Source organism: Catenuloplanes japonicus (genome assembly GCF_000717135.1).
GTDB classification, from domain to species: Bacteria; Actinomycetota; Actinomycetes; order Mycobacteriales; family Micromonosporaceae; genus Catenuloplanes; species Catenuloplanes japonicus.
In genome coordinates, this window is the sequence record NZ_JNXY01000001.1 from 519089 (window position 1) to 540914 (window position 21826).

Below are 21826 nucleotides of genomic sequence, written 5' to 3' on the forward strand. Positions count from 1 at the left end.
GTACCGAACGGTTGGTGGCGCGGGTCACTATTTGTACCGAGCGGTAGAGTGGGGATCATGAGCACAATCGGGCGACCGCGCGCGTTCGACGAGGAGGCCGTCCTCGACCGGGCGGCCGAGGTCTTCTGGCGGCACGGCTACGAGGGCGCGTCGCTGAGCGCGCTCACCGGCGCCATGGGCATCAACCGCCCCAGCCTGTACGCCACGTTCGGCAGCAAACAGGAACTGTTCGCGCGCGCGTTCGGCCGCTACCACGACCGTCAGGTCTCCGTCGCGCGCGCCGCACTCGACCGGCCCGGCACGCGGGAGGCGATCGAGGCGTTCCTGCGCTCCAGCGCGGACGGGTTGACCGCCGTCGACGACCACCCGGCCGGGTGCCTCTCCGTCCAGGGCGGGCTGGCCTGCTCGCCGGAGAACGCGCACGTCTCCGAGGTGCTCGCCACCGGCCGGGCCGACACCGAGGCTGCGCTCGCCGACCGGCTGACCCGCGCGACCGACCTGCCGTCCGGTGTGGACCCGCGCGCGCTGGCCCGCTTCGTCATGGCGCTCAGCGAGGGGCACGCCGTCCACGCCGCCGCCGGTGCCACCCGCGCGGAACTCCACGCCTCGATCGACGTCGCGCTGCGGGTGCTGATCCCGGCATGACGTACTTCGCGGATCTCAGCCCGTACACGTACTACCCACGCGAGATCATCGAGACCGACCGCGAGTTCATCGACTACCGGCCGAAATCTGCGCGGCTCAACGTCGGCTGGCTCGACGCGCCCGCGGCCTTCGACATCGGGCCGACGCCGTCATGGCTGCCGGACGCGCTGCTCGACGTCATCGCCGGACCGGCGATCAACGGGATGCGCGGCTTCCACGAGTGCACGTACTGCCCTCGCGCGGCCGGGATGATCACGGTGGACCACGCGAGCGGACCGCTGACGCTCGGACACGGTGAGATCAGGGTCCCGGCCGAGGCCGGCACGATGTTCGCCGCACCCAGCCTGATCTGGCACTACGTCACCGCCCACGGTTACCGCCCGCCGGGCGAATTCATCAGAGCCATCAGGGGGTACGACCGGAGCTGGCTCACCGCACCCGGCCCGTGGATCCCGGAGGACGCGGACCGCGTCAGCTTCGAGTGAGGCTGTCCGGTTCCGGTCCTCGGTCTTCCGGTGGCCGCGGGTGGCGGTCCTGGTGCCGGACACGCCGCCCGCGTCTTCCGGTGGCCGATTTCCGGTGGCCGTGGGAGCGCGCGGCGCGATAGCCTGTCGGCGAATCCGCCCCGGCTGTCGATGGCCCGCGTGCGCCGCGAAGCACGTCCCACATGAACGTCGAATGCTGTCCCGTGCGGTGAAGGCCGCGATCCGGGTCCGGACCCCGCGCGAGATCCGGACCGCTCGACGGCCACGACCGCACCAGTGCTGGGGACACCTGGTCGCCGCACCGCTCTGGCCGATGCACGGCGCCAATCTCGGCACGCTGCTGCGCACCTGCGATGCGGTCGGGGCCTGTCTCGCGGTGCCACCGTTCGGCTGGGTCGACGAGGCGATCGCCCGCGGCAACACGCTCCGCAAGCCCGCCTGCGTCCACCGGATCAGCAGCCCGCTCCGGTGGCTGACCGCCGAACGCCAGGCCGGCGCCGCGATCCTCGGCGTCGAACTCGCCGACGAGGCGCTCCGCCTCGCCGACCTGCCCGCGGCCCGCCGCCGGACGATCATGGTGCTCGGGCACGAGGCCACGGGCATCCCGCCGGAGGCGCTCGACCTGCTCGACGCGGCCGTCGAGATCCCCATGATCGGGACCGGCTCCAGTCTCAATGTCGCCGTAGCGGGCTCGCTGGTCCTCTACAAGCTCGCGGGCCTGCTCTGACCGGCCGTGATCCGATCGAGGACCGCGGTGTTACGGTGGCGTCCGTCCGTCCGGGCCTGGATCGGCGTGGGGACCAGCGGGATCGGCGCGGCCACGATCGCCACCCGGGTGACGGTGGACGCCGGCCGGGCTGGGTTCAGATCCCGGCCGCGCGGACCATGGTGGCGGGCCGGAACCGGACCCGGCTCCGGCCCGCGGTGGATCTACTCCGGCAGGACCTGCAGCTTGGTGCGCTGCACGATGTCGGCCAGCGACATGACCTTGTCCATGTCCCACACGACGGGCTTCCCGCCGGGCACAGGCTCGTCGCCGCCCTCGACGAACAGATCCTCCGGGCCGCCGGGCGTGAACATGAACAGCGTGCGCACGTCCGTGTCGCCGATGTTCTTGAAACGGTGCCGGCTGCCGCGCGGGATGAACAGGAACGAGCCCTGCTCCGCGACGAACGTGCGGTCGCCGTCCAGGAACTCCAGCTCGCCGTCGATCAGGAAGAACGCCTCGTCCTCGTCGGTGTGCGCGTGCGCGATCGGCCCGCCGCCCGGCGGCACGATCGCATCGATGAACGCGAACGACCCGTTCGTCTGGTGCCGCGTCGCCTTGATCGAGTAGATGTCGCCGGACACCCACTTGGTCAGGCCCTCCGACGGCGGCACGTGCAACACGCCACCAGCGCTGCGCGGGACATCCACATTGCTCACAGAGAAGCTCATGTGATGCATGTTTGCACAAACAAACAAGAGACACCAGCCGTGGGTACGCGATGCCCGTCCGCGATTGGTAGCGTGCGCAGCGTGAACGACCAGCCCGTGGAGCCGCTCAACGCCGACGAGGAAGTGGCGTGGCGTGCCATAGCCCGCGTCGTCACGTTCCTGCCGCGCATCATCGACGCCGACCTGCTGAGCCTCACCAACCTCACGCTCAGCGAGTACATGGTGCTGATGCAGCTCTCCGAGGCGCCGGACCGCTCACTGCGCATGTCCGAACTCGCGGACAGCACGCTGATCAGCTTCAGCGGCCTCACCCGCCTGGTCGACCGCCTCGAACGCGAGGACATGGTCACCCGGGTCCGCGCCGAGACCGACGGCCGCGGCCAGCGCGCGGTCCTCACCGACGTCGGCCTCGCCCGCCTCCAGGAGGCCTGGCCCGGCCACCTGGCCAGCGTCCGCCGCGTCGTCATCGACCACCTCGGCGGCCTCGACCTCCCCGCCCTCGCCGCCGCCCTCAACGCCATCGTCGACGCCGGCTCCCCCCGCAGCGCCGGCGGCCGCCAGCGCCGCCGCCGATGAGCGGGGCGTCTACCTCACCGGCAGGCGCCCATCGGCGGCCGTGACAGCCCGCGATCCGCACCCACCGGCTCCCCGAACCTGATCCGTGCCGTCAGCGTGCCCGGCTCCTCCCGTGACCACTGCGCGCCGAGCCGGGCGAACAACCGCTTGCCGCGCGCGTTGTCGGACTCGACCAGCGCCTCGATCCCGCACGCGCCGGCCGACCGCGCCTCCCACACCGCGTAGGCCGCGGCACGCGAGCCCAGGCCGCGTTCCTGCCAGGCGTCCTCGATCAGCACGCCGGCCTCCCACAACCCGTCCGGGATCGTGCCGATCACGTTCACCAGCCCGACCGTGCGGGCGTTCAGCGTGACGAGCGCGCTGAAGCCGTACGGCGGGTCGCACCACCACTCCCACTCGCCACCTCGGATCCGATCCCGCTGCCCGTGGTAACGGGCACGCCGCGTATCGACCGAGCATCGGGCATGCATGTCGTTCACCGCGTCGAGATCGGACAGCACGGCCCGCCGGATCACCGCGAGATCACGTATGTCGTCCATGAACACACAGTGACGGCGAGAACTGCTCACTCACCAGCCCGTTCCTGTTCACCCTTGATCCAATGTGGCCCGTCGCGCGGGTGTGAGCCGGCTCGTGTCCGCCACGGACGCGTAGCGGCCGTCGTCGTCGCGACGGACGGTGAGCTGCCCGCCGACCTCCGCGACCGCGTGCAGCACCCGGTGGAGGCGGCCGTCCGGCCAGCTCAGTGCCGTGATCAATTCCAGGGACGGCAGGGGCCTGCGCGCGTACGCCGGCGCGGGCAGCGCCGTCACCGCGTCCGTGGAGGGGCCTGCGCGCATGTGGCCGTTGAGGCCGGTGAAGAAGACCGCGAGGTGGTGCGGACGGCGGCCGGCGGGCGTGTCCCGGCCGCGCAGATCGCCGCCATCACGCACGGTGACGCTTCCGCGCCGGGAGGGGGTGTGGGGAACGGGCGGGGGCGACGTTCGGATCGACGACCTACGCCCACGGCACCCGGGACGGATCGCAGGTCGTGGTCGCGAACGTGAACGGCGACCGGGGCGATCCACTCGCCATCCTGACCGGCATGCCGCACGCGGAGCTAGGATCCTTCATGCCCTCCAGCACGCTGATCCTCATCCGCGGCAACTCCGGCAGCGGCAAGACCACCACCGCAAGAGAAACCCGCCGACGGTACGGGCGGGGATGTGCCCTGCTGGAACAGGACCATCTGCGCCGGGTGATGCTGCGCGAGCACGACGACGCGGAGATCGGGCCGGTGGCACCCGCGTTCATCGCGGCGACCGCCCGGAACGCGCTCGACCTGGGGTACCACGTGATTCTTGAGGGCATCCTGCACACGTCGCGGTATGCGTCGGTGCTGCAGGGGCTGGCCGCCGGTCACGCGGGGCCCACGTACGCGTTCTATTTCGACGTCTCCTTCGAGGAGACCGTTCGGCGGCACCTCGGCCGCGCCGAGCCCATTCCGGTCACGGCCGACGAGATGCGCGAGTGGTATTCGCCGAGGGATCTGCTCGGCCTTCCCGGTGAGCGAGTGATTCCCGAGGCCATGGCGTGCGACGACGCCGTTCGCCTGATCCTGGAGTCCAGCGGGCTCGCCACCGCTGCTCCGCAGACTCCGTGCCCGTGCCGCTGTTCTCGCTGCTCGTCCGGCGCCGGCGGCTGAGCACGTGAAGGGGCCGTCGGGTATCACGGGTGGCATCCGGACATTGTGCTCGCCGCTCGCTTCGCCGTCGGTGGCGGCTGTCGCCTCCGGCGGGAGCCTCCGGCACCGGGGCAGCGGAACGGCAACGTCAACTGCCATGCCGCACCTCCCGGGCGAAGGATCTTGTGTCCCGGAGGTGGGGATCGGTTTCTCGGGATGTAGAAGCAAAGGCGGGCACTGTGCGCCCGAAATTTCGTGAAATAGCGCGATGTTGAAGGCTCCGTAACCTGGATGCCGGCGGGGGCCGATCGCGTTACGGTGCGGGGGTGGTGCGGAGTGAGGTGCTGCTTCTCGGCGGGCGGTCGGGGGTCGGGAAGAGCAGCGTGGGGTATGAGATTCATGCGCAATTGTCCGCGGGAGGGGTGCGGCACTGTGTGATCGAGGGGGACAACCTCGATCTGGCCTATCCGCCGCCGTGGGAGCACGGGCTGGCGGAACGGAACCTGGCGGCGATGTGGGGCAATTATCGGGCGCTCGGGTATCGGCGTCTGATCTATGCGAACACGGTCAGCGTCCGGTTCGTCGATGAGCTGACGGCGGCGATGGGGGACGATCCGCGCGTCACCGCGGTGCTGCTCACGGCGGATGATGTGACGGCGCGGCAGCGGCTCGCGCGGCGTGAGATCGGGTCGGCGCTGGAGCAGCACGTCGTCCGCAGCGATCTTGCGGCTCGCGAGCTCGAAGCGCTCAGCCCGGCCTGGGTCCACCGCGTGCCGACCGACGGCAGGCCGGTGGTGGACATCGCCGGCGAGATCATCGGGCTGACCGGCTGGGCCGCGGGGGATGTGGGGCTGTCGTAGAGTCGGCCGGTGCCGACGCCTGCGGAAGTGATCGAGAAGATTTTTACCACTGTGAATCCGGAGACCGGGTCGGTGCCGCCGCCGGAGATGGCCTGGGCCGTCTTCGCGCACGGCACCGCGTTCTTCTCCGCGCCGGATGACCGCCTCGGTGTCTCGGCCGGCGTGGACGACGTGGCCGAGGCGGCGCGGGCGGCACTGGCCGGCCTCGGGCCTGTCGTTCCGGGTGGGCCCGGGGGCGACTTCAGTGCTGACCGGCTCAGCGGCTGGTTTCCCGACGAGCCGGTCTGGTTCATCGGGTTCGGCGCCGGCGGGATCGCCACCGTTGTGGTCGAGGATCTGGACGATCTGAGGGCGGGGCTCACCGGGCGGGCGCTGCGGGACCGGGACCACGAGTCGATGCGGCTCGTGGCCGTGCGGAACTTCCGCGGTGAGCGCGCGGAAGGCTAGCCCAGGACCGCCGCGATGCGGGTGGTGGCCAGGTCGAGCTGGGCGTGGATGTGGGTCTTGACCGGCGGGGTGAGCGGGGTGTCGGGGAGGGACAGGAGCGAGCGCAGCACGGGTACGGCCGGCGCGTACTTGACCGCCACGCGTGCTGCCTTCGGGCCGGTCGTGTGGATGATGCCGACGCCGTTGTCCGTGAAGTCGGACAGTTTGATCACCCGGCCCCACGGTGAGGCCGCGACCGTGGTGGACAGGTGGTCGAGGTAGTGACTGACCCGGTCCACGCCGGAGGGCCGGGCGGGCGTCGTCACGGAGGCGACCAGCGCGGCGACGCGCGTGCCGTACCCCCGGCTGATGATGGTCTGGATCGTGACGGGCTGGTCCTCGACGGAGTCGTGCAGGAGCGCGGCGGCCAGCACCTCCGGATCCTCGACGCGGTAGTAGCAGAGGATGCGCAGCGTCACCCGCAGCAGGTGGTTGATGTACGGCTCCCGGACGCGCCGCTGTGCGCCGTGCAACTCGGTGGCCCAGACCGCCGCGGCGGCGACCAGGCGGCGGTCCGCGGGCGGGAGACGCAGCAGTTCCAGCTCGAGGCGGCGGGCGAGGCCCGCGGACCCGAGAACCTCGGTGACGGCGTGCAACGGCATGGCGGTCAGGTGCTTCCCCGTGATCATGCGTTCAGCCTGCCCGCCGCAATGCAAAGGGGGAACTACCAAACAACGGGCGAGCTATAAAGGAACCCTATGGCCGGACCGAGGATCAACTCCGACGCGCTGGCGGCGTTCCACGTCTTCGCGGACCATCTCAATTTGACCCGGGCCGCGGAGGCGCTGCACATCTCGCAGCCGGCGCTGCACGCGAAGCTGGCCACGCTCGCGCGGGAGCTGGGGCGTCCGCTCTACGAGCGGCGAGGTCGGCGGCTGGTGCTGACGCCGGACGGGGAGGCGGTGGCCCGGTTCGCGCGGGACAGTGACGAGCGGCTGGGCCGGTTCCTCGACGAGCTGCGGGAGACGCCGGCGGCGCGCCCGATCGTGCTGGCGGCGGGGCACGGGGCCTATCTGCACGTGCTCGGCGACGCGATCCGGCGCACGCTGGCGGCGAGGCCGGGCGGGCTGCGGCTGCTGCGTACGAACCGGGACGAGATGCTCGACGCGCTGCGCAACGGCCGCGCGCACCTGGGCGTGTCCGTGCTCGACGTGCTCCCGGCCGACCTGGTCACCGTGCCGGTCGCGACGTATCCGCAGGTGGTGCTGGCCCCGGTCGGGCACCGGCTGGCGGGACGGCACCGGATCCGGATGCGGGACCTGGCGGGAGCGGATCTGGTGGTGCCGCCGCCGCACCGCCCACATCGGATCGCACTGGAGCGGTCGCTGCGCCAGGCCGGCGTGCCGTGGAGCGTGGCGGTGGAGATCGAGGGGTGGCCGCTGGCGGTGCACCTGGCGGAGCTGGGCGTGGGGCTGACCGTGATCACCGGGTGCGTGCGCCCGACGGAAGGGCTGGTCGCGGTGCCGATCACGGACCTGCCGCGGATCACCTACTACGCGGCGCATCGTGCCGGGGCGCTGGACGACCCCCGCACGAAGGCGCTGCTGAGCGAGATCCGGGCTACGACGCGAGCGCGTGGGCGACGCTCGGCGGCACCACCGGACACCCGAGGATGACGACGTCACTCCCAGGGAAGCAGGCGGCGCTCGATCGTCACCAGCAGGCCGAAGAGTGCGATGCTCATCGCGGCCAGCAGCGCGATCGCGGCGAACGCGAGCGCGGTGTCCGCCCCGGCGTTCTGGATGACGAAGCCGAGGCCGGCGCCGGCGCCGAACAGCTCACCGACCAGCGCGCCGATCACCGCGAGCGGCATGGCGGTCTTCAGGCCCAGCATGATCTGCGGGAGCGCGGCCGGGAACCGTACCCGCGTGAACGTCTTCCAGCGCGACGCGGCCAGCGAGCGGGCCAGCTCCACCAGCTCCGCGGGCGTGCTCGTCAGGCCGGTCGCGGTGGCCAGCACGACCGGGAAGAAGCACATCAGCACCACCATCACGATCTTCGGGCCGGGGCCGAAGCCGAGCCAGATGATCAGCAGCGGCGCGAACGCGAGCTTCGGCACCGCGTTCAGCGCGACCAGCACCGGGTAGACCGCGCGGGACACGACCGGCGCGGTGGCCAGCAGCGTGCCGAGCGCGACGCCGCCGACCGCGGTGATCGCGAAGCCCTGCACGGTCTCCAGCAGCGTGACGCCCGCGTGCCGCAGCAGGTAGCCGGGCAGGCGGGCGAACGCGGCGGCGACGGCCGGGGGAGCGGGGATCACGTACGACTCGATGCGCAGCGCCACCACGGCCAGCCACCACAGCCCGATCGTGGCGGCGCCGGCCAGCACCGGCGGGACGAACCGTCCGATCATCGGGGGCGCAGGTCGTACGAGATCACGTCCGCCGGGTCGACCGTGTTGCCGGGCGGGGGCAGCGCGGCCACGTTCGCCGCGACGCGTACCGGGTCGAGCGCGCCGGCCGGTGCCACGTAGGGTGCCATCGCGGTCAGCTCCGCGGCCGCGACCGCCGCGGTCTGCCCTTGCTGGTACTTCACGAAGATCGCCGCGGCCTCGTCCGGATGTTCCGCCGCGAACGCCAGACCGCGCAGCATCGCGGTGTTGAAGCGCCGCAACCGTTCCGGGTCGCGCAGCGCGGCCCGCGACACCGCGAGCCCGTTGCCGTACAGGTCCGGCAGCACGTCGCTGTAGGGCAGCACGGTCACCGCGCGCCCCTTCGCGATCGCCTCCAGCGCCGGCTTCGCCACCACGAACTGCGTGGCCGCGTCGATGCTGCCGGCCGCGAGCCCCTGCCCCATCTGCTGGATCGGCATGTTGACCCACTCGATGCGGCTGTCGTCCACGCCGGACCTGGCGGCGTACGCGTCGAACAGCGTGCGCGCCACACCGCCCGGCAGATAGGCGATCCGCTTGCCCGCCAGATCCGCCGGCGTCGTCACGCCGGAACCCTCCAGCGCCATGATCGCGGCGAGATTGCGCTGGTGGACGGCGCTGATCACGGTGAAGTCCCGGAACGTGCCCTTCCCGTGCTCGATCAGCGCCGCCGTGATGTCCACGATCGCGAAGTCGGCCTGCCCGCCCTGCAGCACCTGCAGGTTCTGCACCGTGCCGTTCCCGGGCTGCACCGCCACGTCGAACCCGGCCTCCGCGAACCAGCCCTTGTCGATCGCCACATACACATAGGCCTCGCGTCCCTGCGCCGCGACGCCGGTGAGATAGGTGACCTTCTCGCCCCGCTGTTCCGGCTCCGGCGTGTCACAACCACAGATCAAGAGCAGCATCAGCGGTACGGTGGCAGCCGCGCGACGCCATCTCACGACGGGGACCGCCCGGCCGTCGACAACAGCAGCGTGCCGCGCAGCACCGTGCCCGGATCGAGCGCGGCCGCGGCCAGCGCGTCCAGGTCGGCGGCGCTGATCAGCCCGGTCGCGATCAGCCGCGGCCGCAGCTCGGTCGAGCCGGACCAGGCCAGCAGGCAGGCGCCGGTGCCCCCGGCCGACGAGCCGTGCCAGCCCTCCGTGCCGACATCGGTCAGCCCCGCCTCGGCCATCGCCGTGAAGACACGCCGCGACCAGGCCGGATCCTGCCCGTTGCCGCGCAGCACGGCGAGCATCGCGGGCTCGTAGCGCTCCATGATGCCGGGCAGGTTCTCATCCGCGGCGGCGAGGACGGAGACGCCCCAGCGCGCCTCCATCTCCTCGATCACCAATGTGCCGCCGGGGGCGAGCGCCCGTGCCAGGCGGGCCAGCACCTGCTCGCGCTGCGGCAGGTGGGCGAGCACGGCGCGCACGTGGATCAGGTCGAACGGCCCGTCCGGCAGCGGGTCGTGCACGATGTCGTGCTCCAGCACGGTCAGCCGTGGATGCGCCGGCACGTGCTGCGGCTTGATGTCGGTGGCGATCACGTCCGCGCCCTGCTCCGCTAGCCAGAGCGCCACCGTCCCGGCGCCGGCGCCGACCTCGAGGCAGCGGGCGGACGCGAGGTCCACCGCCTCGCCCAGTCGTCGCCGGGTGAACGGGTCCATCATCTGGCCGAGCGCCGTGAGCAGCCGCGATGCGGTCGGCGTGTCGTTGTCGAACGTGTAGGGCGACGTGGCCATCCGTACCCCCCCAGATGTTGATGAATTTGCATCAAGCAATATAGCGGTGCGGGAATATCGGTGGGTGCGGTCAGAGTGCGCGCCCATGACGATCATGGGGCGGGTGCCGGCGTGGTGCGCCACCTGTTCACCTGCGACACCGCGGAACGGCAGATCGTGCTCGCGGCCGCGGCCGTCCGGGTGGTGCAGTGGAGTCTCGACGCGGCGGCGCCGACCGGCCCGGACCTGGAGCACCCGGCCGGGGTCACCGCGCTGTACGCCACGGTCCTGGACGGCCGCCCGGTCGCGGTCACCGGCGCGGAGGACGGGCTGCTGCGGTACTGGGACCTCGGCACGGGCGGGTGCGCGGACGTGCGGCGGCCGCCGGGGAAGATCCGGAAGGTGGTCGCGGCGGACGCGGACGGGGTGACCCTGCTGGCCGACCGGTTCCTGCTGCCGTTTGCAAACCGTACGTTCGTATTGTTTAAATGTCCGTCATGCGCCTGCTCCCCGAACCCGGACCCATCCGTGTGCTGGCCACCGCCACGCTGATCAGCACGATCGGGAACGGGCTGTGGATGGCGTCCAGCGCGCTCTACCTCACCCGGATCGTCGGGCTGTCCATCGCGCAGACCGGGCTCGCGCTCACCACGGTCGCGCTGATCATGCTGGTGCTGAGCACCCCGGCCGGCTACCTCGCGGACCGGATCGGGCCGCGCGGCGTCTCGATCGGCTGCCTGTTCGCGCTCGGCGTCTGCGAGACGGCCATGCTCACGGTCGGCTCACTCGCCACGTTCATGCTGGTCGCGGCGCCGATGGCGGTGTTCGACGCGGCGCAGCGCTCGGCCCGGGGCGCGATCATCGGCGGCGCGGTGCCGCCGGACCGGCGCGTGCACACGCGCGCCTACCTGCGTGCGGTCACCAACGTGGGCATCACGATCGGCGCGGGCGCGGCCGGGCTCGGGCTGGCGGTCGGCACGCGCGAGGCGTACCAGCTGATGATCGTGGTGGATGCTCTGAGCTATCTGCTGGCCGGGCTGGCGCTGATCCGTCTCGCCCCGATCCCGGCCACGCCGCACACCGGCGGCGGGCCGCGGCTGACCGCGCTGCGCGACCGGCCGTTCCTGCTGCTCACGGTGCTCGACGGGCTGCTCGCGATCAACTTCGGGCTGACCGAGGTGGCGGTGCCGCTGTGGATCGCGGACCGCACGGACGCGCCACACTGGATGATCTCCGTGGTGTTCGTGGTCAACACCGTCACCGTGGTGCTGCTGCAGGTCCGGCTGTCGCGCGGCACCGAGGGCATCCCCGGCGCGGCCCGCGCGTCCCGTCGGGCCGGGTTCGCGCTGCTCGCGGCCTGCGCGATCTTCTCCACGACGTCGCACAGCAACGGGCACCTGACCATGGCGCTGCTGGTCCTGGCCGCGCTCGTGCACGTGGCCGGCGAGCTCTGGTACTCGGCGGGCGGCTGGGGGCTGTCGTTCGGCCTGGCCCCGGACGGCGCGCACGGTCAGTACCAGGGGACGTTCGCCATGGGGCATCAGTTCGGGCAGATGCTCGCGCCGGTCGTGGTCACGGCCCTGACCCTGGGATGGGGTACGCCGGGCTGGCTGCTGCTCGGGGTGGTGTTCGCGGCGGTCGGGAGCCTGGTGCCGGCGGTGGCCCGGTGGGCGGTGGCGTCGAGGGTCACTCCGGCGTGAGCCGGAAACCTGAGCCCTCCACGCGCGAGATCTGCCATTCGTCGCCGCTCGGCACCAGGGAAATGATCAGCGCGCCCGGCAAGCCGTCGTCGAACGTGATCGCGGCGACCACGGTCGCCTCGACATAACCGTTGTCGGAATCGACCTGGATGTGCGAGATGCGGTAGCCGGTCACGGCGGCCGGTGCGCGGTCGTCGCGTGCGACGGTGGGGCGGGCGGCGACCAGCCGGTCGAGCCGGGCGGCGGCGGCCACGCGGATCGCCCGGGGGATCGGCGTGAGGCGGAGGTAACCGATGATCGCCGCCGCGGCCGGGAGGGCGACGGCCGTGCCGAGCAGGCCGATCGCGACCGGCGGCGATAGCGTGTCGGTGAGGCCGCCGACACAGCAGACACAGGCCGACACCGCCCCGACGACCAGAAGGGCGACGATCAGGCGGGTCACGCGTCCGTGCCCCGGTCGGCCGGCCCGCCGGTGAACTCGGGATTGCTGACCAGGGTCGGCGTGCGAAGCTGCCCCGCCGTGTCGTCCTGACTCGGCGTCTTGTGGGGGTGCCGCAACGCCCACAGGTGCAGCGGCAGCGTGAGCGCGCTCAGCCCCGCCGCCGTGGCCACCAGCTGCCACGGCCCGCCGAACTCCAGCGGACTCACCAGCCGCTCCGCCGCCCAGGCCAGCAGCCACAGCGCCAGGATGTCCGTCGGCAGCAGCGTTACCGCACCCCACCACGTGGTCACCGGGAACCGCAGCGCCTGCAGCACCACCGCCAGCACCAGGATGCCGAACAGCGGCTCCGGCCCGCCTGCCGACGCCAGGTCCGCGGTGCCCGCCACGTCGACCGCCAGCCACAGCACCGCGGCGCAGGCCAGGAACGAGAGCCGCTGCGTCACCCACGGCACGACGTTGTTGTCCTTGATCGACGGCGCGAGCGACGAGTGCACGAAGTGCCAGACACTGTGCATCACCAGCCCGACCACGAAGTACGCCACCCAGCCGCCGGTGACCTCGACCGGCATGCCGACCACCCGGCAGGCCCGGACGGCCAGGAACGCCGCCACCGGCCCGACCGCGAACGTGGCCAGCAGGAACACCACCACGGCACTCAGCGCCGTGGCCACCGGATGCGGCACCAGCTGCGACGAGCCAGCCCTGATCCGAGGCCTCGCCCCGATCATCATGAGCGGCGTGAGCGGCGCGATCACCACGAGCGCGGACACCATCGTCGCCGCCATCGAGAACCCCGCCACCGCGCCGCCGACCAGCAGCCGCGTCCGCAGCGACCCGTCGATCGCGAACCCGGCCACGAAGAGATCCGTCACCCACGCCGCGAACACCGCGGCCGCGACCCAGACCGGAACCCGCCAGAGCTTCTTGCGCATGATGGCGCCTCCCGATGTCGGACGTGCGCTGCCCACACCTATATGTATGCCAGCCGCGCCACTCCCTCGCGGCCACCTCGAGAACCCCAGAAGCCGCCACGGTACGACCGTGCAACTCGATAGATTTTCACCGATGTTGCGGGCGGGCCCTGCCTCGGTCTCGAACGGCTGCGGGAGCATGTGGACCACCACCACGCCGGAAGCGCGGGAAGACGGGTGCGGGTTTTATCGGGTGAGATCGGTGTGGGTGTCGTGGCAGGGTGAGGGCATGCGTGCTCTGAGCTTCGGTGCCGTGGCGGAACGGTATGAGCGGTATCGGCCCGGCTACCCGGAGGAGCTTGCGGATCTCGTGCTGGGCTTTGCGGGGCGGCCGATCGGGAGCGCGCTGGAGATCGGGGCCGGGACCGGGAAGGCGACGCGGCTGTTCGCCGCGCGGGGGATCGCGGTCACGGCGACGGACCCGGATCAGGCCATGCTCGATGAGCTGCGGAAACACGTCGGCGTGCGCACGATCAGGGCCGCGTTCGAGGAGGTGCCGACGGGTGAGCGGTACGACCTGGTCTACGCGGCCGCCGCGCTGCACTGGACGCGGCCGGACGGACGGTGGGACCGGGTCGCGGCGCTGCTGAAGGCCGGGGGCGCGTTCGCGTCGTTCGGCGGGCCGGTGCGGCTGGTGGATCCGGCGGTGGAGCGGGCGGTGAGCGAGGCTCGCGCGCCGTTCCTGGACACGGACGAGTTCCCGTCGCCGGACGGCACGCCGCCGGAGCGGGAGATGCAGTGGCCGGGTACGGAGCTGCTGCAGGACGCGCGGTTCACCGACGTGCGGCAGGTGACGATCCCGCAGCGGCTGACGGTGAGCGCGTCCGCGTTCGTCGGCCTCCTGTCGACGATCTCGGCCTACCTTCAGCTGCCGGAGCCGGAGCGCGCCTGGGAGGCCATCTCGCGCGTGCTCCCGGAGACCGTGGAGATCGAGGGCGGCGTCGTGGCGCACCTCGCGCGCCGGACCTGATCGACCGCGGGGCCGTGGCCGGTGTCAAGCGATGTGGACGGTGGTGCCGGCCGCGGTCAGCGCGGCCACGTCCTCCTCGTCCGCCTCGTCGGTGGTGACGATCAGGTCGAGTGCGGAGACCGGCGCGACGAACGCCAGTGCGGTCCGGGAGAACTTGGCCGGCTCCGCGACCGCGACCACCCGGTGCGCGGACGCGATGATCGCCCGTTTCACCGCGGCGTCGGCCAGGTCGAACGCGGTGAGCCCGTCCGCCGCGGTCAGCCCGCAGCAGCCGAGTATCGCGGTGTCGAAGCGCAGCGCGGCCAGCGACGCCTCGGTGAGCGGGCCGGTCAGCGCCAGCTCGCCGGGCCGGGGCTCGCCGCCGGGCAGCAGCAGGCGCAGCGCGGGCGCGCCGGTCAGCGCGTTCGCCGCGTGCAGCGACAGCGGCATGACGGTCAGGCGGCGCGCGGCCAGCAGGTGGGCGACTTCCAGGCGGCGCGTTCGTCGGCATGCAGCTGACCGGCCCGCTCACCGACCGGTTCGGCGCACGGCTGGTGGTGCCGACCAGCGGCGTGGCGATCAGCGCGGCGCTGCTGCTGCCCGCACTGTCGCACAGCGGATGGGCGCTCGGCGCGGCGCTGCTGGCCTTCGGGTTCGCCAACGGCTGCCTGGACGTGAGCATGAACGCGCACGCCGTGCAGGTCGAGGCCGCGTACGAACGGCCGGTCATGTCCGCGTTCCACGCGATGTTCTCGATCGGCGGCGTGTTCGCGGCGCTGCTGGCCGCACGCACGCTGAGCTGGGGCTGGAGCCCGCTCACCACGCTCGCGGCCGTGAGCGCGGCCGGCGTGGTGGTGGCGCTGGCCTCCATCCCGGGGCTGCTGGCGCACGTGCCGCCGCCGGCCCGCGACGCCTCGGCGCCGAAGCCCGGGTGGCGCTCCACGCCGCTGCGGATCTGGGTGCTGGCCGCGCTCGCGCTGATGCTCATGCTGAGCGAGGGAGCGGCGGCGGACTGGAGCGCGCTGGCCATGCGCGACGTGCTGCAGGCCGGCCCCGCCACGGCCGCGCTCGGGTACGGCGCGTTCGCCACCGCGATGACGGTCGGGCGGCTGCTCATCGACCGGATCGCGGCGCGGTTCGGCCCGGTCGCGGTGCTGCGCTGGGGGTCCGTGGTGGCGGCGCTGGCCATGGTGCTGATCGTCTGGTCGCCGTCGATCCCGGTCGCGCTGGTCGGCTGGACGCTGTTCGGCGCGGGTCTGGCCGGGACGATTCCGCAGCTGTTCAGCGCGGCCGGGCACACGGATCCGGCCGCGGCCGGCGCGAACGTGTCGCGGGTGGCGGGGCTGGGCTATCTGGGCATGCTGGCCGGGCCGGCGGTCATCGGCGCGCTGACGCACGTCGTACCGCTGAATGTGGCTTTCGTCCTGCCGTTGATCTTCTGTGTGGTGGCGGCGCTGACCGCGCCGATGCTGCGGGAACGCGCCGCCGTGGGCACGCTCCCAAGCAGACGTGAGAATGGGGTAGAGTCCGCTCGGGGAATGGCCTGACTGCCATTTCCTAAGCGCAATCTAATCCGCCCCTAATGACAAATTAATACAAGGACGGAAACGAACATGACTGAACTCCCGCCGCCGGCCCACCGGCATCGCGCGGGTGGGTGGAAAGGCCGCCGGGCAGCCCTCGTCGCGGCGGCCGCGCTCGCGGTCGTGACCACGGTCGCGACCGTGGCGGCGCTGACGCTGACCGGGGGATCCGCCACCCCGGAGGCGATCTCGCCGGCCGCGGCCACCGGCGTCCCCTCGGCGGAGCCGTCGATCGCCCCGTCGCCGTCGCCCTCGCCCTCGCCCTCCGCGAGCGCGTCGCCCTCCGCCTCGCCGCCGCCCGCCACCTCCGGCGACTGCGGACGCCCGGTCAGCGCCGGTCCGGTCGTCAAGACCACCCAGGTCACGCTGCCCGCCGCCGTCTCCGGCTACGGCAACGAGGGCGACACCGACCCGCTCCCGCTGGCGATCGCCGCCACCCCCGACGGCACGTCGTGGCTCGCCTGGCTCGGCACCAACGGCAAGGTCTACCTGGGCAGACTCGGCTGCGACGACAAGCTCACCGGCACGCCGGCCAGCTTCACCGCCGTCGACCTCCAGGACGTGCAGGCCGACGCGAACGGCGGCGTGCTGCTGGTGACCCGCGCCGGCACCTGCGGTGACACCCCGCTGTGCGGCGGCGAGTCCAGCCCCTGCCGGACCATGGTCATGATCCGCTTCGACGCCTCCGGCCAGCAGGTCTGGGAGCGCCAGGTGACAAACCTGAGCGACAGCCGGGCCGGTTACGACGACGGTGCCCGGTTCATCTGGTGGTACCAGCACCACGGCCGCCTGGCCTCCGACGGCGCGAACACGGCCGCCTACTTCGGCACCGCCATCACGGTCAAGAACGGCGCCTGCGTCGACATTCACGAAGGCGACCGAATGCAGGTCGTGAACGCATCCGGCGGGCTCGTCAGTGGGCACAAGGACGCATTCGAGGTGGGGTGCAGCCACGCCTGGACCTCACGTATCGTCTACGACCCGCGGGCGAAGAAATTCGTCACCGTGTGCGCCACCGACAATGCCTGCCGTATTGCACAGCCGAACCCCTATCGAACCATTTCCGCGGGTACGTGTGACGGCACGCTCTTCGGCGGCGACCTGGTGCTGGCGAAGTCCGCCGGGTACTGGACCGCGTGGAGCCAGGGCAACCGGGTGCGCCTCGAGCACTTCAGCACCGGCGCGTCCGACACCACGATCACCACGGGCGCGTCCTCGCAGCACCCGCACCTGGTCACCTACGGTGACGGACACATGCTGCTGACCTGGGCCTCCGGCTCCGGCATGGCCGCCCAGGTCTACGACTCCGGCAGCGGCACCACGGTCGGGTCCCAGTTCACCATCGCGGCGAAGGACCACAACTACCAGGCCTTCAAGGGGTACGCCGACGGCAGCGCGGCCTATCCTGCCGCGGGCGGCAGCGGCACCACCGTCACGATCGCCCGCGTCCAGCCGCTCGGCTGAGGCAGAGCACCCGGGGTGGGCAGCGCTACCCCGGGTGTTCCCCTACCGGGCCCGGCTGATCGCGTGGATGGCGACGGGCTGGTGGTAGACGGGGACGACGGTGTCGGACTCGTGGGTGAGGCCGAGTTTGGTCATGACGCGTTCGGAACGGACGTTGTCCGGGTGACGGATGCTGATCAGGCGGTCCAGGTCGAGCTCGTCGAAGCCGAAGTGCAGCACCGCGGTCGCGGCCTCGGTGGCGTAGCCGTGGCCCCAGGCGTGGCGGGCCAGCCGCCAGCCGATCTCGACCGCGGGCAGCACCTCCGGCAGGAACTCCGGCACCGCGAGCCCGGCCCAGCCGATCAGCTCGCCGGTCTCCCGCACGTCGATGGCGAAGAGCCCGAAACCGCGCTCCTGCCAGTCCCGGATGCACTTGGCCAGGCCCTGTGCCGACTGCGCGCGGTCCCGCACCGCGCCGTCCATGATGTACCGCATCACCTCCGGATCCGCGTTCATCGCGGCCAGCGCGTCCAGGTCGTCGTCGCGCCACTCGCTGCGCAGCCGCAGCCGTTCCGTCTCCAGGGTGATCATGCGTTCATTGTGGCCGACCGCCGGACGAGGTCGTCGGTGATGGTGCTGATCAATGCCAGGACGGCGGCGACGCCGGCGCGCTCGAGCGTCTCCGGGCGGGCGAGACAGTCGATGTGCCGGCCGAGACCGGGGTGGGCCAAGGGCAGGAGCACCAGGCCCGGGTGGTCGGTGGTGTAGCGGGGCATCAGCGCGACGCCGCCGCCGGCCTCTACCACGGCGGCGGCGACGGAGAACTCGTTGATCCGGTGCACGATGCGCGCGTCGCCGCCCCCGACGCCCGCGATCACGCCGACCGCCCGCTCCAGCGGGAAACCCTCGTGGACGGCCACCCAGTCCTCGCCGCGCAGATCCGCCGGTGTGACCGACGGCTTCGCGGCCAGCCGATGGTCCCGCCGGACCGCGAGATCGAGCGGCTCGAACAGCAGCGGCGTCACCCGCACGGTCGCCGGCCACGGCGGGCTGCCGGCCAGCCGGTGCGCGAGGACGAGGTCGTGGTCCGAGGTGAGCGCCGGGAAGCGCTCCTGGGCGACGTCGAAGTCGCTCAGGCTGACCCGCGGCCGGTCAGGGCCGTGCAGCGCGGTGAGGAGCGGGCCGAAGACGGCCAGGCAGGCGCTGTGGAAGCCCGCCACCGACACCGTGCCCGCCGGCTCGCTCTGGAACCGGGCCACCGCCTGCTCGGCCCGCGCGAACGCCTCCTCCACACCGATCGCGGCCAGCGCCAGCGCCCGACCGGCGTCGGTGAGCGCGGTGCGCCGACCGTCCTTGACGGTCAGCGGGACCGGTGAGGTGCGTTGCAGCGCGCTGATCTGCTGCGAGACGGACGACGGCGTGACGTGCAGCGCGGCCGCGACCGCGGCGATGCTGCCACGGTCGCCCAGCTCTCGCAACGCGCGCAGCTGACCCAGTTCCATTAGCTCAAGCTAAACCATGGGGCACGAAATCTCTGCCTTGTCTTAGCTGTCGGCCGCTCGGACGATGAGCGGCATGCGTACCCGTGTCGACCTGCTCCTGCTCCTGGTCGCGATCTCCTGGGGCTCGACCTATCTCGTGGCGAAGGAGCTGGTCACCCCGGACTCCGTGGTCGCGCTGCTCGCACTGCGGATGCTGCTCGCGGCCGTGATCATGGCGGTTGTGGTGGCGGCCCGGCGCACCCGTGTGACCGCGGCCGAGCTGCGGGCCGGCGCGATCCTCGGGGTGCTGCTGACCGCCGTGTTCGCGTTCGAGACGTTCGGCATCGCGCACACGTCCGCGACGAACGCCGGCCTGATCATCAGCCTGACGATCGTGTTCACCCCGCTGCTCGACGCCGTGCTCTCGCGGCAGCGGCTACCCGGCCGGTTCTTCGTCGCGGCCGCGCTCGCCGTCGCCGGCGTCGTGCTCCTGGCCGGCGACGGCGGCTTCCGCGCACCGTCCCTCGGAGACCTGCTCGTGCTGGTCGCGGCCGTGGTCCGGGCCGTCCACGTCACGTCCGTGTCCCGGCTCAGCTCCGCCGCGCCGATGGACCCGATCCACCTCACGACCGTGCAACTGGCCACCTGCGCGGCCCTCTTCTCGGCGACGACGGTGTTCCACGGCGAGTCGATTCCGCGCTATCTCACGCACCTCGACCCCGCGCTCTTCCTCTACCTCGTCATCGTCTGCACGGTCTTCGCCTTCCTGGTGCAGACCTGGGCGGTCCGCCGCACCTCGCCGTCCCGGGTCAGCCTCCTGCTCGGCACCGAGCCGGTCTGGGCCGCCGTCATCGGCATCACCGTCGCCCACGACCGGCTGCTTCTCACGGGATATCTCGGCATCGCGCTCATCCTCGCCGCCACCGCCTGGGGCCGCGCCATCGAACAGCACCACCGCGAGTCGCGGCCCCCGGCCATGATGCTCCAGTGACCCGGTCCAGACCTCAACGCTGAAAGATCAACAAGGCCACGATCCATCTCCCGCTTCCGGCGCGGTCCCGTTCCGCGCGCTCCCGCGGCCTCGGATCCGTGGCTGGTCACCACGAACCCCAGGACTGAGACGCCGGAGTCCGTACCCGCGAAGGCTTCTGGAACGGCAGTCCGGCTACGTCGTCGAGACGGAATGCGTCGCGATGAGCGCGCGGTACGTCTCGAACGCCGGCTTCGGGCGGTAGCCGGAGGTCATCAGGCCGAACCGGAAGAACGGGTCCTCGCTGGTGCTGTCCGCGTCGCGGAGCGCGAAGTGTTCGTAGGCCGCCACCCCGAGGCGGTCGGCGACGCTGACCACGGTGGACAGTACCTCGGCCTGGCGTTCCGGCGTGCGATCGCCGCCGGTCGGCCAGCCGTGCTCGGTGATGTGGATCGGCGTGCTGCTCGGGAGGCCGGCCGCGGCCATGCTCCGCGTGCGGAAGCCGGTGATCACGCCCTCGACCGCGGCCTCCAGCTGCTCCGCCGGGATCGGCGCGAACACGTCCGGGAAGAAGTCCAGACCGGCGTAGCCGAGCGCGCCCGCGAACTCGTCGCCGCGCAGCGAGCTCCAGAAGTCCTGCGTGTCGTCGAAGATCGGGGTGGAGTTGCAGCCGATCCGCACGTCCGTCAGGCCGAGCCGGTCCGCCTCGGCGCGCGCGGCCAGCACGCCCTCCACGATCGCGCGCCGGACCGCGGGCTGCCCGCCGTCGCCGCCGGGACCGGCGTGGTTGCCCTCCTCGCCGACCTGCAGCGTGGCCAGCACGTCGCCGTGCGCGCGCAGCTGGTCGCGCAGGAACGCGAGCCACCCGGTCAGGTCGTCACCGGGCTCGCGGAACGAGACGACCAGGTCGAGGCGGCGGTTGCCGCGGGCGTGCCGCCACGGCGCCGGCGGCGCCTGGACGTGCCCGGGGCGCGCGTCGTCGTAGAGCACGTATCCGCGGGTCAGGAACGGGTGCGGGCCGTGCAGCGCGTCGAGCGCGGCGTCGATGCGGTCCGGGTCCTCGGCCGGGCCGGGCGTGGTGATGCCGTTCTGGTCGCCGGCGAGACCACCGGCGTAGATACCGAAGAGGAGGCTCATGCCGGCAGCCTAACCAGAATTTTGGTGTCACACCAAATTTGGGGCGGCTATAGTTTTGCGCATGGCACTCCGTGAGGCGAAGAAGGCGGCGACCCGGACCGCGATCGCGGACGCCGCGCTCGGCTTGTTCCTGGAGAGGGGCTTCGACCGGGTCACGGTCGCGGAGGTGGCCCGCGTCGCCGGCGTCTCGGTGAACACCGCGTTCAACTACTTCCCGACCAAGGAGGACCTGTTCTTCGACCGCGAGGACCAGGTGGTACGCCGTCTCGCCGGCGCGGTCGCGTCCCGCGCCCCCGGCGAGAGCGCGGTCACCGCGGTCCGCAACGCGTTCCTCCGCGAGCTCGACGACGACGAGCCCACGCTCGGCCTGCACCCCGGCGCCGCCGCCTTCCACCGCGTGATCGAGAACAGCACCGCACTCCAGGCCCGCCTCCGCCGCCTCCACGACGACGCCCGCGACGCGCTCGCCACCGAACTGGCCGCCGCCACCAAGGCCACAGTGGACGATCCCGCGCCCAGGATGGCCGCCGCGGTACTGGCCGGCCTGGACGCGGCGCTGCACGCCGAGGCACACCGCCGAATGATGGCGGGGGAGCGCCCGGACGACATCCGCTCTGCGCTGCGCGCCGCCGCCGTCCACGGTTTCACCCTCGCGGCACAAGGCCTCGGCACCTACGGCGCGTGACCAGTCTCCACACCACAAACCCAGCCGTGGGTACGACATCAGCGGCACCCCGCCTGGCCGAGTCCACCGGCGCGGGCCCCGGGCACGGTGCGGCCGCCGGTTGTTCCGGCGCGCCCCCGAGGTGTCGATGACCTGGGAGTGCGACGCGGTCAGCGCCTCGACGGCCCGCGGTCTTCCGCCTCACTCTCGACAGCCCGCGTGCTGTGAAGTGCCTTCGGTGTGCCGGAGCACGGCGTG

At 72.1% G+C, this 21826-nt stretch carries 26 protein-coding genes and 2 pseudogenes; 15 read left to right on the forward strand and 13 right to left on the reverse strand.

Features of this window, described 5'->3' with window-relative positions; all coding sequences use genetic code 11:
- Window positions 1-57: 57 nt before the first annotated feature.
- The 3 genes from OP04_RS02420 (at window position 58) to OP04_RS02430 (ending at window position 1857) form a co-directional block, all read left to right on the forward strand.
- Window positions 58-645 carry a TetR/AcrR family transcriptional regulator gene (locus OP04_RS02420; protein WP_085066150.1) on the forward strand — a complete coding sequence of 196 codons (588 nt, stop codon included), beginning with the start codon at window positions 58-60 and terminating at the stop codon, window positions 643-645.
- A complete protein-coding gene (locus tag OP04_RS49060; RefSeq protein ID WP_051796964.1) occupies window positions 642-1130 on the forward strand; it encodes a DUF7919 family protein in 489 nt (162 codons plus the stop codon). Before OP04_RS02420 ends, OP04_RS49060 begins: the two co-directional genes overlap by 4 nt.
- A 193-nt stretch (window positions 1131-1323) precedes the next feature.
- A complete protein-coding gene (locus OP04_RS02430) occupies window positions 1324-1857 on the forward strand; it encodes a TrmH family RNA methyltransferase (RefSeq protein ID WP_033337699.1) in 534 nt (177 codons plus the stop codon).
- A 203-nt stretch (window positions 1858-2060) separates the two neighbouring features.
- Here OP04_RS02430 and OP04_RS02435 read toward each other — a convergent pair whose 3' ends face one another.
- Complete coding sequence (locus OP04_RS02435) at window positions 2061-2567, reverse strand: cupin domain-containing protein (RefSeq protein ID WP_033337700.1); 507 nt, start codon at window positions 2565-2567, stop codon at window positions 2061-2063.
- An 81-nt stretch (window positions 2568-2648) separates the two neighbouring features.
- On the opposite strand from OP04_RS02435, the gene OP04_RS02440 reads away from it, so the two are divergent.
- Complete coding sequence (locus OP04_RS02440) at window positions 2649-3143, forward strand: MarR family winged helix-turn-helix transcriptional regulator (RefSeq protein ID WP_033338055.1); 495 nt, start codon at window positions 2649-2651, stop codon at window positions 3141-3143.
- A 14-nt stretch (window positions 3144-3157) separates the two neighbouring features.
- Here OP04_RS02440 and OP04_RS02445 read toward each other — a convergent pair whose 3' ends face one another.
- Both OP04_RS02445 and OP04_RS02450 read right to left on the reverse strand, forming a co-directional pair.
- On the reverse strand, window positions 3158-3682 hold the full coding sequence (locus OP04_RS02445; RefSeq protein WP_157239144.1) for a GNAT family N-acetyltransferase: 525 nt from the start codon (window positions 3680-3682) through the stop codon (window positions 3158-3160).
- Window positions 3683-3730: 48 nt separating this feature from the next.
- On the reverse strand, window positions 3731-4075 hold the full coding sequence (locus OP04_RS02450) for a hypothetical protein (protein ID WP_033337702.1): 345 nt from the start codon (window positions 4073-4075) through the stop codon (window positions 3731-3733).
- A gap of 152 nt (window positions 4076-4227) precedes the next feature.
- Between OP04_RS02450 and OP04_RS02455 the strand changes: the two genes are divergently transcribed.
- The 3 genes from OP04_RS02455 (at window position 4228) to OP04_RS02465 (ending at window position 6113) form a co-directional block, all read left to right on the forward strand.
- The gene (locus OP04_RS02455) at window positions 4228-4827 is read left to right on the forward strand and encodes an AAA family ATPase (protein WP_051797052.1); all 600 of its coding nucleotides are present in this window, start codon (window positions 4228-4230) and stop codon (window positions 4825-4827) included.
- Between the two features lie 305 nt (window positions 4828-5132).
- On the forward strand, window positions 5133-5666 hold the full coding sequence (locus OP04_RS02460; RefSeq protein ID WP_033337703.1) for an ATP-binding protein: 534 nt from the start codon (window positions 5133-5135) through the stop codon (window positions 5664-5666).
- Between the two features lie 51 nt (window positions 5667-5717).
- Window positions 5718-6113 (forward strand): hypothetical protein, encoded by a 396-nt coding sequence (locus OP04_RS02465; RefSeq protein ID WP_033337704.1) that lies wholly within the window; start codon window positions 5718-5720, stop codon window positions 6111-6113.
- Here the strand turns inward: OP04_RS02465 and OP04_RS02470 are convergent.
- Window positions 6110-6781: an HD domain-containing protein gene (locus tag OP04_RS02470; RefSeq protein ID WP_033337705.1), complete on the reverse strand. Its 672-nt coding sequence runs from the start codon at window positions 6779-6781 to the stop codon at window positions 6110-6112. The two genes, OP04_RS02465 and OP04_RS02470, sit on opposite strands and share 4 nt — an antisense overlap.
- A 69-nt stretch (window positions 6782-6850) precedes the next feature.
- On the opposite strand from OP04_RS02470, the gene OP04_RS02475 reads away from it, so the two are divergent.
- Window positions 6851-7768 (forward strand): LysR family transcriptional regulator, encoded by a 918-nt coding sequence (locus OP04_RS02475; RefSeq protein WP_051796966.1) that lies wholly within the window; start codon window positions 6851-6853, stop codon window positions 7766-7768.
- A 5-nt stretch (window positions 7769-7773) separates the two neighbouring features.
- Here the strand turns inward: OP04_RS02475 and OP04_RS02480 are convergent, their stop codons facing one another.
- From OP04_RS02480 to OP04_RS02490, 3 genes are read right to left on the reverse strand one after another with little or no spacing between them, the layout of a single operon-like run.
- Complete coding sequence (locus OP04_RS02480; protein WP_033337706.1) at window positions 7774-8505, reverse strand: ABC transporter permease; 732 nt, start codon at window positions 8503-8505, stop codon at window positions 7774-7776.
- Complete coding sequence (locus OP04_RS02485) at window positions 8502-9431, reverse strand: ABC transporter substrate-binding protein (RefSeq protein WP_051796967.1); 930 nt, start codon at window positions 9429-9431, stop codon at window positions 8502-8504. Before OP04_RS02485 ends, OP04_RS02480 begins: the two co-directional genes overlap by 4 nt.
- A 32-nt stretch (window positions 9432-9463) precedes the next feature.
- A complete protein-coding gene (locus OP04_RS02490) occupies window positions 9464-10249 on the reverse strand; it encodes a class I SAM-dependent methyltransferase (RefSeq protein ID WP_033337708.1) in 786 nt (261 codons plus the stop codon).
- A 60-nt stretch (window positions 10250-10309) separates the two neighbouring features.
- On the opposite strand from OP04_RS02490, the gene OP04_RS02495 reads away from it, so the two are divergent.
- Both OP04_RS02495 and OP04_RS02500 read left to right on the forward strand, forming a co-directional pair.
- Window positions 10310-10780 (forward strand): hypothetical protein, encoded by a 471-nt coding sequence (locus OP04_RS02495; RefSeq protein ID WP_198153661.1) that lies wholly within the window; start codon window positions 10310-10312, stop codon window positions 10778-10780.
- Window positions 10717-11928 carry an MFS transporter gene (locus OP04_RS02500; RefSeq protein WP_232323436.1) on the forward strand — a complete coding sequence of 404 codons (1212 nt, stop codon included), beginning with the start codon at window positions 10717-10719 and terminating at the stop codon, window positions 11926-11928. The genes OP04_RS02495 and OP04_RS02500 overlap by 64 nt, the downstream gene beginning before the upstream one ends.
- Here OP04_RS02500 and OP04_RS02505 read toward each other — a convergent pair.
- Window positions 11915-12370, reverse strand: a complete 456-nt coding sequence (locus tag OP04_RS02505; protein WP_033337711.1) for a hypothetical protein — start codon at window positions 12368-12370, stop codon at window positions 11915-11917. The two genes, OP04_RS02500 and OP04_RS02505, sit on opposite strands and share 14 nt — an antisense overlap.
- On the reverse strand, window positions 12367-13302 hold the full coding sequence (locus OP04_RS02510; protein WP_033337712.1) for a hypothetical protein: 936 nt from the start codon (window positions 13300-13302) through the stop codon (window positions 12367-12369). The genes OP04_RS02505 and OP04_RS02510 overlap by 4 nt, the downstream gene beginning before the upstream one ends.
- A 268-nt stretch (window positions 13303-13570) precedes the next feature.
- Here OP04_RS02510 and OP04_RS02515 point away from each other — a divergent pair, with 268 nt between their 5' ends.
- Window positions 13571-14311 carry a class I SAM-dependent methyltransferase gene (locus OP04_RS02515; RefSeq protein WP_033337713.1) on the forward strand — a complete coding sequence of 247 codons (741 nt, stop codon included), beginning with the start codon at window positions 13571-13573 and terminating at the stop codon, window positions 14309-14311.
- A 24-nt stretch (window positions 14312-14335) separates the two neighbouring features.
- Here OP04_RS02515 and OP04_RS02520 read toward each other — a convergent pair.
- Window positions 14336-14791 (reverse strand): annotated as a pseudogene (locus OP04_RS02520) (DeoR/GlpR family DNA-binding transcription regulator); the annotation flags it as partial.
- On the opposite strand from OP04_RS02520, the pseudogene OP04_RS02525 reads away from it, so the two are divergent.
- Together OP04_RS02525 and OP04_RS02530 are read left to right on the forward strand one after the other, a co-directional pair.
- Window positions 14776-15837 (forward strand): annotated as a pseudogene (locus OP04_RS02525) (MFS transporter); the annotation flags it as partial. The pseudogenes OP04_RS02520 and OP04_RS02525 overlap by 16 nt on opposite strands.
- A 66-nt stretch (window positions 15838-15903) precedes the next feature.
- Window positions 15904-17337: a lipase chaperone gene (locus OP04_RS02530; protein WP_051796969.1), complete on the forward strand. Its 1434-nt coding sequence runs from the start codon at window positions 15904-15906 to the stop codon at window positions 17335-17337.
- A gap of 42 nt (window positions 17338-17379) precedes the next feature.
- Here the strand turns inward: OP04_RS02530 and OP04_RS02535 are convergent, their stop codons facing one another.
- Window positions 17380-17907, reverse strand: a complete 528-nt coding sequence (locus tag OP04_RS02535) for a GNAT family N-acetyltransferase (protein ID WP_033337714.1) — start codon at window positions 17905-17907, stop codon at window positions 17380-17382.
- Window positions 17904-18818 (reverse strand): LysR family transcriptional regulator, encoded by a 915-nt coding sequence (locus OP04_RS02540; protein ID WP_033337715.1) that lies wholly within the window; start codon window positions 18816-18818, stop codon window positions 17904-17906. The genes OP04_RS02535 and OP04_RS02540 overlap by 4 nt, the downstream gene beginning before the upstream one ends.
- A 73-nt stretch (window positions 18819-18891) precedes the next feature.
- Here OP04_RS02540 and OP04_RS02545 point away from each other — a divergent pair, with 73 nt between their 5' ends.
- The gene (locus OP04_RS02545) at window positions 18892-19788 is read left to right on the forward strand and encodes a DMT family transporter (RefSeq protein ID WP_198153662.1); all 897 of its coding nucleotides are present in this window, start codon (window positions 18892-18894) and stop codon (window positions 19786-19788) included.
- A gap of 174 nt (window positions 19789-19962) precedes the next feature.
- On the opposite strand, the gene OP04_RS02550 is transcribed toward OP04_RS02545, so the two are convergent.
- Window positions 19963-20904: a hypothetical protein gene (locus OP04_RS02550; protein ID WP_033337716.1), complete on the reverse strand. Its 942-nt coding sequence runs from the start codon at window positions 20902-20904 to the stop codon at window positions 19963-19965.
- Window positions 20905-20965: 61 nt separating this feature from the next.
- On the opposite strand from OP04_RS02550, the gene OP04_RS02555 reads away from it, so the two are divergent.
- Window positions 20966-21589 carry a TetR/AcrR family transcriptional regulator gene (locus OP04_RS02555; protein WP_033337717.1) on the forward strand — a complete coding sequence of 208 codons (624 nt, stop codon included), beginning with the start codon at window positions 20966-20968 and terminating at the stop codon, window positions 21587-21589.
- Window positions 21590-21826 lie beyond the last annotated feature (237 nt).

Excerpts from the sequence above, each read along its gene's own strand:
- OP04_RS02420 (WP_085066150.1), top strand. The coding sequence starts at position 58 with ATGAGCACAATCGGGCGACCGCGCGCGTTCGACGAGGAGGCCGTCCTC.
- OP04_RS49060 (WP_051796964.1), top strand. The coding sequence starts at position 642 with ATGACGTACTTCGCGGATCTCAGCCCGTACACGTACTACCCACGCGAG.
- OP04_RS02430 (WP_033337699.1), top strand. The coding sequence starts at position 1,324 with ATGCTGTCCCGTGCGGTGAAGGCCGCGATCCGGGTCCGGACCCCGCGC.
- OP04_RS02435 (WP_033337700.1), bottom strand. The coding sequence starts at position 2,567 with ATGAGCTTCTCTGTGAGCAATGTGGATGTCCCGCGCAGCGCTGGTGGC.
- OP04_RS02445 (WP_157239144.1), bottom strand. The coding sequence starts at position 3,682 with ATGGACGACATACGTGATCTCGCGGTGATCCGGCGGGCCGTGCTGTCC.
- OP04_RS02455 (WP_051797052.1), top strand. The coding sequence starts at position 4,228 with ATGCCGCACGCGGAGCTAGGATCCTTCATGCCCTCCAGCACGCTGATC.
- OP04_RS02470 (WP_033337705.1), bottom strand. The coding sequence starts at position 6,781 with ATGATCACGGGGAAGCACCTGACCGCCATGCCGTTGCACGCCGTCACC.
- OP04_RS02475 (WP_051796966.1), top strand. The coding sequence starts at position 6,851 with ATGGCCGGACCGAGGATCAACTCCGACGCGCTGGCGGCGTTCCACGTC.
- OP04_RS02480 (WP_033337706.1), bottom strand. The coding sequence starts at position 8,505 with ATGATCGGACGGTTCGTCCCGCCGGTGCTGGCCGGCGCCGCCACGATC.
- OP04_RS02485 (WP_051796967.1), bottom strand. The coding sequence starts at position 9,431 with ATGCTGCTCTTGATCTGTGGTTGTGACACGCCGGAGCCGGAACAGCGG.
- OP04_RS02490 (WP_033337708.1), bottom strand. The coding sequence starts at position 10,249 with ATGGCCACGTCGCCCTACACGTTCGACAACGACACGCCGACCGCATCG.
- OP04_RS02500 (WP_232323436.1), top strand. The coding sequence starts at position 10,717 with ATGTCCGTCATGCGCCTGCTCCCCGAACCCGGACCCATCCGTGTGCTG.
- OP04_RS02510 (WP_033337712.1), bottom strand. The coding sequence starts at position 13,302 with ATGCGCAAGAAGCTCTGGCGGGTTCCGGTCTGGGTCGCGGCCGCGGTG.
- OP04_RS02515 (WP_033337713.1), top strand. The coding sequence starts at position 13,571 with ATGCGTGCTCTGAGCTTCGGTGCCGTGGCGGAACGGTATGAGCGGTAT.
- OP04_RS02530 (WP_051796969.1), top strand. The coding sequence starts at position 15,904 with ATGACTGAACTCCCGCCGCCGGCCCACCGGCATCGCGCGGGTGGGTGG.
- OP04_RS02535 (WP_033337714.1), bottom strand. The coding sequence starts at position 17,907 with ATGATCACCCTGGAGACGGAACGGCTGCGGCTGCGCAGCGAGTGGCGC.
- OP04_RS02540 (WP_033337715.1), bottom strand. The coding sequence starts at position 18,818 with ATGGAACTGGGTCAGCTGCGCGCGTTGCGAGAGCTGGGCGACCGTGGC.
- OP04_RS02545 (WP_198153662.1), top strand. The coding sequence starts at position 18,892 with ATGCGTACCCGTGTCGACCTGCTCCTGCTCCTGGTCGCGATCTCCTGG.
- OP04_RS02550 (WP_033337716.1), bottom strand. The coding sequence starts at position 20,904 with ATGAGCCTCCTCTTCGGTATCTACGCCGGTGGTCTCGCCGGCGACCAG.
- OP04_RS02555 (WP_033337717.1), top strand. The coding sequence starts at position 20,966 with ATGGCACTCCGTGAGGCGAAGAAGGCGGCGACCCGGACCGCGATCGCG.